Origin of the sequence: Mycobacterium zoologicum (assembly GCF_020181635.2) — a bacterium.
Classification (GTDB): domain Bacteria; phylum Actinomycetota; class Actinomycetes; order Mycobacteriales; family Mycobacteriaceae; genus Mycobacterium; species Mycobacterium zoologicum.
The window spans coordinates 81,431-93,803 of record NZ_JAYJJS010000004.1 but is presented as its reverse complement, the minus strand read 5'-3'; the positions used below and the strand labels follow the sequence as shown (position 1 = coordinate 93,803).

The 12,373-nt window shown below is 68.7% G+C and carries 8 protein-coding genes; 3 read left to right on the top strand and 5 right to left on the bottom strand.

Features of this window, described 5'->3' with window-relative positions:
* Nucleotides 1–476 precede the first annotated feature (476 nt).
* Nucleotides 477–3,932, bottom strand: coding sequence for a carboxylic acid reductase (gene car / locus K6T84_RS04650; protein ID WP_225400453.1), 3,456 nt, complete (start codon nucleotides 3,930–3,932; stop codon nucleotides 477–479).
* 237 nt (nucleotides 3,933–4,169) lie between these two features.
* Here car and K6T84_RS04645 point away from each other — a divergent pair, with 237 nt between their 5' ends.
* The gene (locus K6T84_RS04645; RefSeq protein WP_225400454.1) at nucleotides 4,170–5,030 is read left to right on the top strand and encodes an SDR family oxidoreductase; all 861 of its coding nucleotides are present in this window, start codon (nucleotides 4,170–4,172) and stop codon (nucleotides 5,028–5,030) included.
* Between the two features lie 24 nt (nucleotides 5,031–5,054).
* Here the strand turns inward: K6T84_RS04645 and K6T84_RS04640 are convergent, their stop codons facing one another.
* Both K6T84_RS04640 and K6T84_RS04635 read right to left on the bottom strand, forming a co-directional pair.
* A complete protein-coding gene (locus K6T84_RS04640) occupies nucleotides 5,055–6,485 on the bottom strand; it encodes a sensor histidine kinase (RefSeq protein ID WP_225400455.1) in 1,431 nt (476 codons plus the stop codon).
* Nucleotides 6,482–7,207 carry a response regulator transcription factor gene (locus K6T84_RS04635; protein WP_225400456.1) on the bottom strand — a complete coding sequence of 242 codons (726 nt, stop codon included), beginning with the start codon at nucleotides 7,205–7,207 and terminating at the stop codon, nucleotides 6,482–6,484. The genes K6T84_RS04640 and K6T84_RS04635 overlap by 4 nt, the downstream gene beginning before the upstream one ends.
* A 137-nt stretch (nucleotides 7,208–7,344) precedes the next feature.
* On the opposite strand from K6T84_RS04635, the gene K6T84_RS04630 reads away from it, so the two are divergent.
* Both K6T84_RS04630 and K6T84_RS04625 read left to right on the top strand, forming a co-directional pair.
* Nucleotides 7,345–8,688 (top strand): PPE domain-containing protein, encoded by a 1,344-nt coding sequence (locus tag K6T84_RS04630; RefSeq protein ID WP_224861892.1) that lies wholly within the window; start codon nucleotides 7,345–7,347, stop codon nucleotides 8,686–8,688.
* Between the two features lie 4 nt (nucleotides 8,689–8,692).
* Complete coding sequence (locus tag K6T84_RS04625; RefSeq protein ID WP_304621272.1) at nucleotides 8,693–9,967, top strand: PPE domain-containing protein; 1,275 nt, start codon at nucleotides 8,693–8,695, stop codon at nucleotides 9,965–9,967.
* On the opposite strand, the gene K6T84_RS04620 is transcribed toward K6T84_RS04625, so the two are convergent.
* Together K6T84_RS04620 and K6T84_RS04615 are read right to left on the bottom strand one after the other, a co-directional pair.
* The gene (locus tag K6T84_RS04620; RefSeq protein WP_225400457.1) at nucleotides 9,964–10,701 is read right to left on the bottom strand and encodes an SOS response-associated peptidase; all 738 of its coding nucleotides are present in this window, start codon (nucleotides 10,699–10,701) and stop codon (nucleotides 9,964–9,966) included. The genes K6T84_RS04625 and K6T84_RS04620 overlap by 4 nt on opposite strands.
* Nucleotides 10,702–10,747: 46 nt before the next feature.
* Nucleotides 10,748–12,307, bottom strand: a complete 1,560-nt coding sequence (locus K6T84_RS04615) for an HNH endonuclease signature motif containing protein (protein ID WP_224861896.1) — start codon at nucleotides 12,305–12,307, stop codon at nucleotides 10,748–10,750.
* Nucleotides 12,308–12,373 lie beyond the last annotated feature (66 nt).

The following is a 12,373-nucleotide window of genomic DNA, read 5'->3' as shown; positions in this document are numbered from 1 at the left end:
TCACAGATTGCGATATGTCTGCACGAAATCATGTTTGCGTCGACATACCCCACCACTAAAATTACTTAGGTAGACGAAGTGTCGAATTCAAAAAATAATTCTATGAATAGGTTAACTCAGATGAAATCAATCACACGGACTCAACTGGCGTTGGCCGGCGTCGCCAGTGCATTAATGCTCATCCCCGCCCTAAACAGCCCGAACGCAATCGCCGACGATAACGCCATAGTCAACGAAGTCGGTGGATCGTCCCAGCCGACAGCCCCGGGTGAACCCTCGAATGGACCACGCAGCGAAAGCGTTGAAAACCAATCCCTCGATCGGACGCAACCGTCGAGTCCCGTCATCAACATCGGCCGTAATCCTGGACGTGACACCGCCCCCGTCCGCGCGCCCAGGTCTCAGTGCGAGCTGGGTTTCAGCGCCGCCTGGTCAACACCCCTTTGGACTTGCCCCTAGCACCATGTCCGGGGACTTTACCGACCGTGCGAAGCAAGCAATCCAAGTAATTTCAGGTCGGTGACGTACTTGAGAATCAGCGCCGGCGTTACGTGCGGAATGTCGCCGCCGGCGCCGATCCGCGTCGCCCGAACGGCGGCGCGGAACCGGGCCGTCGACGCCACGGAACCGCACACCGGCGCCTGTGGCTTCTCGTAGCTGTGCAGCAGGGGTAGCAGCGAGAACCGGCGCTGGGCGTCCGGCAGCGCCCGCAGCGCCGTTGCGAAGCGCTGCAACCACTGGTCGTAGTCGGCCACCCGGCTGATCGGCTGTCCGGCGTCGATAAGCCAGTCGACGTACTCGTCGAGTCCGATGCCGTCATCGTGCGGATTCATCACGTGGTAGGTGAGAAATCCGCCGTCCGTCGAGGCGCCCAGTGTGGTGATCGCCTCGGCGATGAATCCGACCGGGAGCCCGTCGTAGTGCGCCCGTTGCCGGTTTCCGTGGGCGTCGAGTTCATAGAACGATCCCGGGGCGATGCCGCTGGCAGCCACACTCAGGATCAGCCGGGTGAACATGTCCGGCACATTGAGCTGGCCGCGGTATTCGGTGTCGGACAGGATCAGATCGCAGCGAAACACCGTCACCGGCAACCCGAACCGGGAGTTCGCCTCGGCCAGCAGCACCTCGCCGGCCCACTTGCTGTTGCCGTAGCCGTTGGCGTAGGTGTCGTCGATGGTGCGGTGCGGGCTCGCCGTCCGCACGTCGATGTCCTCGACGAACTGCGACGCCTCGATCTGGTCGCCGACACTGATCGTGGAGACATAGGTGTAGGGCTTGCGCGTACCGGTCAACGCCAGCCGGATCAGCTCAGCGGTGCCGACCACGTTGGGCCCGAACAGTTCTCGATAAGGAAGCACATGGTTGACCAGGGCGGCCGGGTCGACAATCAGGTCCACCGTGTCGGCCAGCCGCCGCCAGGTGTCGTCGTCGAGGCCGAGTCGGTGCTCGCCCTTGTCGCCGGCGATCACCTCCAGGTGGCCGGCGGCCAGTTCGGTGTAGCGGTGCAGCAGGTGCGGTTCGGTGGCGAAGACCGCGTCAAGCCGCCGGCGGGCGTCGGCGTCGGAGGTGGCCCGGATCAGGCAGATCAGCCGGCCACCGGTGGCCGACAGCCGCTGCAGCCAGTCCAGCACCAGCCGGCGCCCGAGGAATCCGGTGGCCCCGGTCAGCAGCACCGTGTGCACTGTCGTGGCGGTCGGCGGCAGCGTGGCTGCCGCCGAAAGCGTGTCGAGGTCAAGGAATTTCTCCAGCGTCAGGTCGGCGGCAGCCAGCACGGTGGCGCCGTCGCCGTGCACGTCGGCGAACGTGGGTCGCCGGGCACCCGGCTGCCGCTGCGCCTCGACGTAGTCGGCCAGGGCGCGCAGGTCCGCAGTCGGCGCCACGATGACGCCCACCGGCACCTGCACCCCGAAGATCTCGCGCAGCAGATTGGCGAATGTCAACGCCGACAGTGAATCTCCGCCCAGGTCGAGGAAGTGCGCGTCGGGCGACAGCCCGGCGACACCACCGCCGAGCACCGCCGTCGCGGCACGTGAAATCGTCTCCAGCACCGGTGCCGCGTTTCCGGATTCGATCAGCGTCTGCAACTCGGCGGCCTGGCCGTCGGCGAGCGCGGTGTAGAGCCGCTCCAGCCGTTCGCCGTAGTGCTGCTTGAGTTTCGGCCGCCCCAACTTGGCGATCCCGGTGAGTAGTCCGTTGTCCGAGCTGAACGGTGTCGTCTCCACGATGAAGTCGCGCGGGATCTCATAGGACTGCAATCCGGCTGCGGCCGCCGCCTCCTGCAGGGACGCGCTGATCGCCGGTTTCAGGTCATCGGGGTTGCCGACGCTCGCCAGCGCCTCCGGCGTGGGCACGATGACCGCCAGCAGATACGAGCGGGTGCTGTTGCCGTAGACGTAGATCTGCCGGATCACCGGGCTGGTGCCGAACACCGCCTCCAGCCGCGAGGTCGTGACGAACTCCCCGTGGGAGAGCTTCAGCACGTTGTTGCGCCGGTCCAGGTACCGGACGTGGCGCGGACCGACCTCGGCCATGATGTCGCCGGTGCGGTAGTAGCCGTCGTCGTCGAACACCTCCGCGGTGACCTCGGGGCGCCGGTAGTAGCCGGCGAAGACGTTCTCGGTTTTGAGCAGCAGCTCACCGCGCGGATACGGCCGGTCGGTGTGGAAGTAGCCCAGTTCCGGCACGTCGATGAGTTTGTAGTCGGTGACCGGGGGGCGGAACACCCCGTCGTAGAGCACGATCGTCGCCTCGGTCGAACCGTAGGCGTTCACCAGCGGGATGCCGAGAACGGATTCGGCAAACTCCCGCAGCGCCGCGGAGATCGGGGCGGAGGTGACCCATGCGGCACCGAATCTGCCGCCGAGCACCTGAGTCCGCAACTGCTCGGTGACCGCTGCCTGCACGGTCGCGCGATCGGCGCCGTCGGCGCAGGCCCGGTCCACCTCGCTCTGGAACTCCTGGAAGAGCATCTCCCAGATCCGCGGGACGAACATCAGCTCGGTGGGCCGCACCAGCGCCAGGTCATCGAGGAAGGTCGACAGGTCACCGCGGGCGGCGAAGTACGCGGTGCCGCCGTTGCCCAGTGTTCCGTAGAGCACCGTGCGCCCCACCACGTGGCTCATCGGGGTGAAGTTCAGCGTGACCGACGGCTCACCGCTGGGTTCGCCCCAGGCCCGGGCGGCGGTGCGCCAGAAATTGGCGACCAGGCGCCGGGTGAGCATCGCGCCCTTAGGGGCGCCGGTGCTCCCGGAGGTGTAGATCAGCAGGGCCAGGTCGTCGTCATCGCGGCACGGCACCGGCTGCTCGCCGAGCGCGCACCCGCGATCGATGACGTCGGCGAGGGTGTCCAGCCGGACCGGGCCCTCGGCCAGCCGGGTCCGCGCGGCGTCGAACACGTCGCGTTCATCGTCGACGTCCGGGTGGTAATCGAAGACCAGCACGCATTCGGGGCCGGCGCCGTCCAGAGCCAATTCCACGGCATCGGGGAGGTTGTCGATATTCGTTGCCAGCAAGCGCGGCGCGGCTTCGCCGATGACCGGGCGCAGGCGGTCCGCCGAAAGGCCGCTCTGCAGCGGAACCGAGACCGCGTCGAGCAGGATTAGCGCCATGTCGACGGTGGTGTAGTCGACGCTGGTGAAGCCCAGGATCGCGACCCGGTCCCCGGGGGTCACCGGATCACCAGACAGGGCGGCGGTGACCGCCAGGACCCGATCCCACAGCTGCCGGTAACTCCAGGTCTCGAAGCGCGGCTGCAGCTCAAGCATGGTGCGGCCGGACTGCGGGTGCTCGACAGACCGCACCGCACGCTGACCCACGGCGGGGCGGTTCGCGTAACCGACCAGCACGGTGCCGACCAACTGCGCCAGTCCCATCCCCGGCTGATCGATCGCCTCGCTGATCACTGGATCGGGCCCCAACGGCACCATCGACATGGTTGCATTCCTCTCTCATGTCGTGACGGCAGACACCGAATAACCTGACGTTCAGTCAGCGCGATATCGACATTAGTGCACCCCCTGCGCAATTCATCATTGTTAATTAATCGATATATATCGACACAATTTCATTCATAATGAATTCCTCTGGATTCGTCATTCCTCCCGGCGGATCTCGGGCGTTTGCGAACCGGCCGGTGCGAGCCGAGGGAGTCTCGGCATAGGCTGACCGCTATGCCCAACACCGCACCCCTTTCCGGCAAGACCATGTTCATCTCGGGCGCCAGCCGCGGTATCGGCCTGGCCATCGCCAAGCGGGCCGCCGCGGACGGCGCCAACGTCGCGCTGATCGCCAAGACCGCCGAGCCGCATCCCAAGCTGGATGGCACCATCTACACCGCGGCGGCCGAGATCGAGGAGGCCGGCGGCCAGGCGCTGCCCATCGTCGGCGACATCCGCGACGGCGATTCGGTGGCCGGCGCGGTGGCGGCGACCGTCGAGCGTTTCGGCGGAATCGACATCTGCGTCAACAACGCCTCGGCGATCAACCTCGGGTCGATCCTGGAGGTGCCGCTCAAGCGCTTCGACCTGATGAACGGCATTGAGGTGCGCGGTACCTACGCGGTGTCGCAGGCCTGCATCCCCCACATGATCGGCCGGGAGAACCCGCACATCCTGACGCTGTCCCCGCCGATCCGGCTGGAATCCAAGTGGCTCAAGCCGACCGCCTACATGATGGCCAAGTTCGGGATGACGCTGTGTGCGCTCGGCATGGCCGAAGAGCTGCGCGAGCATCAGATCGCCTCCAACACCCTGTGGCCGCGAACCCTGATCGCCACCGCCGCGGTGCAGAACCTGCTCGGCGGCGACGAGGCGATGGCCCGTGCCCGCACCCCGCAGGTGTATGCCGACGCCGCCTACGCGATCCTGACCCGGCCGGCGACGTCCTACACCGGCAACTCGGTGCTGTGCGAGGACGTCCTGATGGAGTCCGGCGTCACCGACCTGTCGGTCTATGACTGCGTACCCGGCGGCGAGCTCGGTGTGGACCTGTGGGTGGACGAGGTCAACCCGCCGGGGTACGTGCAGGCCTGAGGCCGGATCACACCGACGCGGCGATCAGCCCGAAATATCGCCCGGGCCCGGCTGCTGCGCCCGCAACGGCAGGACCAGCAGGAAGCGGGCGCCGCGGTCGTGGGCGACACAGCTGAGCCGGCCACCGTGCGCACCGGCCAATGCGCGGGCGATCGGTAGGCCCAAGCCGGCCCCGCCGCGCTGACGGCCCCGGTCGGTGTCGAGGCGCACCAGCCGATCGAAGATGCGCTCGGCATCCTCGGCAGCGATTCCGGTTCCGCTGTCGGTGACGGTGATTTCGGCGGCACCCGCCCGGCATTGCACGTCGACGCCGATGCTGCCGCCGGGCGGAGTGTAGCGGCGCGCGTTGTCCAGCAGGTTGGACAGGATCTGCGCGACCCTGGTCGGATCCGCCTGCACGGTAAGGGTTTCCAGCCCGGAGCGGGTCAGCTGCAACTGCGGGGCCAGCAGAGTCGCGCGATCGAGCTGGGTGTCGACGAGCCCGATCAGGTCGACGTCCCTGACCTCCAGCGGCAGCCCCGCGTCTATGTAGCTCAACTCGAGCATGTCGGTGACGAGCCGGGTGGCTCGGCGGGCCTCGGTGAGCAGGAGGCTGGCGCGGCGGTGCTGACGAAGCACCTCCGGTTCTGCGGTGTCGGGCCCGAGGGCGTGGCCGACGTTGCCGGCGATCTGTTCGGCGGCCGCCTGGATTCCTGCGATCGGGGTACGCAACTCATGGGCGGCGTCGGCGAGAAAACGCCGAACCGCCGCTTCGGCCCGCTGCGCCTTCTCGGCGGCGCTGCGAGCACGCTCCTCGGAATCCTCCAGCTCATCGAGCATGTCATCGAAAGCGCTTGCCGCGCGACCGAGTTCGGTCTTCGGACGGTCGGGACGCAGTCGGCGCCCCCGGTCTCCGGTGGTGATGTCGCGGGCCAGGTCGGTGAGCCGGTCCAGCGGCGCGAGCATGGTCCGGCTCACTCCGGCCAGCATCATCGCCGCGATCACCAAGGTCCCCAGCCCGGCCTCGAGCATCAATCGGCGCAAGCGGCGCAGCGTCTCACGGGATTCGGTGCTGTCGGCGACCAGGATCACCCGGGCACCGTCGGGTAACGGGTGCACCAGCACCGTGGCGGTCTCTTCGGGTTCCAGCGGCGGCGGCGCGATGCGCGATCCGGTGGTCGCGTCGGGCTCGATGGCCGGATCGCCGTAGCTGGTCCCGTCGGCGGTGACCACCAGCGCTCCCACGATACCGCCGTTGAGCTCCTCGGCCAGCTGTTCAGCGGTCGCCCCCCGCGCCGCCAGGCTGTCGGCACGGGCGGTGGCCGCCGAAAGCCGTTCGTGCAGACTGCGATCCGACACCGTGGTCAAGGTGGTGTTGATCACCAGCCCCATGGTCAGCATCAGCAGTGCGAGCAGGGCGAGCACCGTGACGGTCAGCCTGCGCCGCAGCGACGGTGTCGCGGTGCGGGCGCTCATGCGCCCTGTTGGAGCTGGATGCGGTACCCGATACCGCGCACGGTGTGCAGAATCCGTGGCCCGTGCGCCTCGAGCTTCTGCCGCAGCCCGCTGATGTGGACCTGAACCAGGTTGGGGTCATTGGCCTCATACCCCCACACCGCGTTGAGCATCTGCGCGGTGCTGACGATCCGTCCCCGCTGCTCCACGAGATAGACCAGCAGCCGCAATTCGGTGGCGGTCAGACCCAACGGAGATCCGGCGCGCGACGCGACCCCGGCGTCGACGTCGACCATCAGGTCGCCCAACTGCACGGCGGCCGGCATCCGGCCCCGCCGACGCAGCACCGCCCCGACGCGCGACACCAGTTCGGCGAGCTCGAACGGTTTGACGACATAGTCGTCTGCCCCGCCGTCGAGCCCCCGCAACCGGTCGGGCAGGCCGTCGCGGGCGGTCAGCAGCACCACGCCCACCTCCCCCCAGCTCAAAATGGCCTCCATCAACGCGAACCCATCGCGGCCGGGCAGCATCACGTCGAGCACCACCAGGTCCGGCCGGAATCCGTCCAGCGCCTGCTCCAGCCCGTCACCGTCAGGCCGGGACTCAGTGAGGTAGCCGGCATCCGAAAGTGCCTCGCTCACCATTTCGCGGATGGTCTCGGAGTCCTCCACCACCAGCACCCGGGGGGTTCCCACGCTGAAGGAACTGCCACCGCGACGTTCGGTGGACCGGGATTCGGCCATGGTCCATTGATAACACCATCACGCCCGAACCGGGAGGTCACACCGGTCTTCAGGTTCACTTCAAGTTCAGGTTCTACCGTCACCGCAACCGACTTCGGAGGGTTCCTCATGCCTGCCATCTACCGGGCCGTCTAGCAATGGATTTCGCTGCGCTTCCACCCGAGATCAACTCGAGCCGAATGCACGCCGGTGCCGGTGCCGAACCCCTGCTGGCCGCCGCCACCGCGTGGAGCGCACTGGCCGCCGAACTGAACACCGCCGCGCTGGCCTATGACTCGGTGATCGATGAGCTGTCCGGCGGTTGGGCCGGGCCGAGCGCCGCCGCAATGGCCGCTGCCGCCGCGCCCTACGCCCAATGGATGCATGCCACCGCGGCCCAGGCCGAACAGACCGCCTCGCAGGCCAGGACCGCCGCCGCCGCCTATGGCTCGGCGTTCTCCACGACCGTTCCGCCGCAGGTCGTCACCGCCAATCGCTCCCAGCTGATGACGTTGGTGGCCACCAACTACCTGGGCCAGAACGCCGCCGCCATCGCCGCCACCAACGCCGCGTACTACGAGATGTGGGCGCAGGACGCCTCGGCAATGTACGGCTACGCCGCCGGCTCCGCCGCCGCGACACGCCTCGCCCCGCTCACCCAACCACCGCGCACCACCAACCCCGCCGGGGCTGCGAACCAGTCCGGTGCGGTGGGCCAGGCGACCGCCGGCGCGGCCGGTAGCCAGGCCACCAACGTGACGTCGACAATCAGCCAGGTTTTGCAGGGGCTCAGCGCGCCGGGCTCGGCGGCGGCCGGTTCGAATGCGTCGCTGACCGGTTCGATCGGCTCGGCGGCGGCCCTGGAGCCCGGTCTGGCCGCTTCCTATGCGGCGCTGGCTTCCAGCCTGTTCGGCACCTTCGTCATCGACTCGGCCGGCACGTTCGGCATCGATGCGGCCGGCACCTTCGGCATCGACCTGATCGGCGTCGGCGAGATCGAGAGCGAACTGCTACCCGAGATGGCCCTGGCCAGTGCGGTCAGTCCGGTGGCAGCCGAGATGGGTGAAGCCGCCACGCTCAGCGGCCTGTCGGTGCCGCAGACCTGGGCGAGCGCCAGCCCGACCGTGATCCAGCAGATCGGCGGTGCGCTGCCGACCGCTGCCGAAGGCGCCCTTCCCGCTGTGGCGGCCAGTGCCACCGCGCTGCCGCTGGCCGCGATGGGCGCCGCCGGGTTGGCCGGCCGGGCCACCGCCGGAGTCGGCCGGGCCCGCGGCGCCGGCACGGCGCCGAAGGCAGCCGGGGCCTCGGCGGCCAAGGCCCCGAAGAGACCCCGACCGATGCCGAAGAGTCCCGACGTGCCGAAGCAGCCGGAGTCCCGGCCGTTGACCGGCCCGATCACCCGGATCGCCGGTGAACTGCGGGAACTGGCCGACCTGCGGGATGCCGGGATTCTGACCGAAGAGGAGTTCACCCAGGAGAAGCGGCGCCTGCTGGGGCGGTAGCACCATGGATTTCGCATTTTTGCCGCCGGAGGTCAACTCGGGCCGGATGTATACCGGCGCGGGCGCGGGCCCGATGCTGGCCGCCGCCTCGTGCTGGGACGCCCTCGGCGCCGAGCTGAACTCCGCCGGCCTGGCCTACGAATCGATACTCGCCGAGCTGTGCACCAGCTGGACAGGTCCCAGCGCCCAGACGATGGCCGCCGCGGCGGCGCCGTATGCCCAGTGGATGCGCGCCGCCGCAGTCCAGGCCGAGGAAACCGCGCTGCAGGCCAGGGCCGCCGCCACCGCCTACGAGACGGCGTTTTCCATGACCGTGCCGCCGCCGGTGATCGCCGCAAACCGCACCCTGCTGATGACCCTGGTCGCGACGAACTTCCTCGGCCAGAACGCACCGGCGATCGCCGCCGCCGAAGCCGACTACGCCCGGATGTGGGCGCAGGATGCCACGGCCATGTTCGGCTACGCGGCCGGCGCTGCGAGCGCCACCAGGCTCACCCCGTTCGCCGCGCCGCCGCGCACCACCGATCCGGCCGGCGCCGGCGCGCAGGCCGGTGCGGTGGGACAGGCGGCCGCGACCGCCGTCGAGGGCCAGGGCTCCGACGGCATCACCGCGATCACCCAGGCTCTGGCCGGCTCAACGAGTTTGGCGGAGGCCGTCGGCGCCGGCGCTGCCGAGATCGGCACACCGGCGGTCGAACTGGCCATCGCCGGCGTCGAACTGGTCGTCGACTCGGCTGGGACGTTCGGCATCGATGCGCTCGGCACGTTCCTGATCGATGCGATGGGCGCCGCCGAGGTGGGCCAGTCGCTGCTGCGGGCGGCGATGGCCGGGGCGTTGCCGATGACGGCCGAGTTTGCCTCGGCGACCTCCATCAGCGGGCTGTCGGTGCCGCTGGCCTGGGCTTCCGCGGCGCCGGAGATGGCCGCGCAGGTCGGAATGTCGTTGGCGGCCAGTGCCGCCTCCGGCGGTGCGTCCGCCGTTCCCGCCGCGGCGGCCGGCGGGGCGGTGATTCCGGCGGTGGGGATCGCTGCGGCCGGCCTGGCAGGCCGGGCGAGCGGCCGGGCCCGTCCCGCAACGGCAAAAGGCATCACTGCGCCACCGGCCAAGCGTGGGGCCCCAGAGCTGCCCGGGGCACTGCCGGAGATGCCGGCGGAGTCGGTTTTCGGCATGCTGATGGGCGCCGACATCGAGCTGCGCGAGCTGGCAGAACTGCACCACGCCGGCATTCTCACCGACGAGGAGTACATCGCCGAGCGACGCAGTCTGGTCGGGCGTTAGAGCAGCGTTGCCTGCTCGGGCTGCGACGGAGCCGCCGCGATCAGCTCGGGTGAGTTGTTGCGCACACTGTTGACCAGCGTGGAGACCTGACGCAGTTCGATTCCGGTGACGTCCGGCGGGCCGGCCAGTAATGCGGTGTCGGCCGGGGCGTCGGGGTCCAGCCAACGGTCCCAACGGTTTTCGGGCAGCAACAACGGCATCCGGTGGTGAATCGTGGCGAGCTCCCCGACCGCTTCGGTGGTGATGATGGTGACGCTGAGCAGCGGGTCGAATCGCCGGTCCGGCCGCCACACCGACCACAGCCCGGCTGCGAACAGCATCGCGCCGTCGCGGTGGAAGTAGAACGGGGTCTTGGGTGACTCCGCATTGGCGGGTCGCCACTCGTAGTAGCCGTCCATCGGCACCAGGCAGCGCCGATGCTCGGCGGCCGAGCGGTACGCCGGCGAGGTGGTGACCTTGTCGGCGCGGGCGTTGATCAGCAGCGGCCCACCTTTTGCGGGTGCGCCGTCCGGGCCCGGCTTGGTCCACGGCGGCACCAGCCCCCACCGCATCAGCCGAATCCGGCGGCTGGGTTCATCATCGGGGTGTGCGTGCCGGCTGACCACGGTCGCGACGCTGTCAGTCGGGGCGACGTTATAGCTCAGCGGCGATTGGTCGGCCGGCACCTCGTTGATCGCATCGATCTCCTCGGCCAGCAACGCCGGGTCGGTGGTTACCGCGAAGCGCCCGCACATTCCTTCATGGTGACAGCCGCAGCTATGAACCCGGAACTCGTCTCACCTACGGGAAGTGTCGTGCGGCGAGCTCCTCAAGGTTGGTGAGGTCGTAGTCGCGTCTGAGGTCTTCGAGGGCGGCGTCATAGTCGAAGTCACCGGGCTGGGGGCCATCCGGCCAGGATTCGTCGTCGGGCCATTGTTCGGGCCAGTCCGGCTCGGGGTCATTCGGCGGCGGCTGTTCGGTATCGCGCGGTCGCCGGAGCGGGGTATCGATGATGGTTTCGATGAAGTGGTAGGGGTTGGTGCGGGGTTGGCCGCGATCGAGTGCCGGTGGTGGGAACCATTCGACGCGGCCGGTCTCGCCCAGTTGGGTAGTCCAGCCTTGTTCGGTGGCCATCCGATTGTCCGGAGCACATGCCAGGGTCAGCTCGTCGATGTCGGTGTGGCCGTTGTCGCCCCATTCGTGCATGTGATGGGCCTGGGTCAGATATCCCGGGACTGTGCAGCCCGGGCAGGTGCAGCCGCGGTCGCGGGCGTGCAGCACGATGCGCTGATCGCCGGTGGCCAGGCGTTTGGTCCGCCCCAGCCACAGGGCCCGGCCTTTCCCGTCGAAGATGCTCAGGTAGTGGTGGGCATGCGAAGCCATCCGCAGTAGGTCACCCATCGGCAGCAGGGAGCCACCGGCGGTATGGGCCTTGCCGGTGGCGGCCTGCAACTCGGCCAGAGTGGTGGAGACGATCACGGTGACCGGCAGCCCGTTGAGCTGGCCGAGATCCCCACACGCCAGCACCGCCCGCGCCGCGGCCAGCAACGCATCATGCGCCCGCTGATCGGGCCGGCGGTCATCACGCTCGATCTGCTCGGCGGTGGGTGTCCCACTGACACAGGGGTGCTCATCAGCGGAGTTGCACATCCCGGGTGCGGCCAGTTTCGCCAGGATCGGTTCCAGGGTGGCCCGCAGCTCCGGGGTGATCTTGCCTGACAGGGTGCTCATCCCATCCGTGCCTTGGCGGCCCAGGCGCAGGCTGCGGTGGGCCTGGCGTTCGGCGTCGCTGAACTGCCCATCCTGATTCAGCAGCATCAGCAGACGATCAGCCAACTGTTGGAAGGTTTCCGGGTCGAACTGTCCGGCCAACACCGCCAGGTCGGCTTCGGCGCGCTCCCGATCGGCGGCAGGCACCGCCGCCGGGATCTTGGCCATGGTCTTGCGGGCGATCACCACATGCTCGGGACCCACCCGACCGCCGGCCTGCGCGGCCGCCAGCTCCGGTAGCACCGGCGCCAGGGGTTCCCCGGAGACTGCGGTGCGCGGACCCAGATCGGCGGCCTCGGCGACCCGCCGCCGCGCCACCGCAGCACTGATCCGCAGCCGCTCACGCAAGGCCTTGGGCAGCGAGGCGGCCCCCAACAGCCCCGACACATCCTCGATGGCCAGCCGCGCCAGGATCTGGTGATCGACCACCGGCGCCCGCCACGCCACCGCCTCCCGGCGGGCCAGCACCTCCATCAACTCCTGCGCACTCAACGCGTCGAAGCAGCAGTCCTCCAACACCGCGTGGCCGGCCTCGATCGCGTTCAGAGCAGCACCGATCCGCTCCCGATCCGCCATCGCATCCCTACCCACATATCGAACACTAGTGCGACCGACCGACAGAAACGGGCCCAGATCCGGCCCCGAAAATTGAGAGAT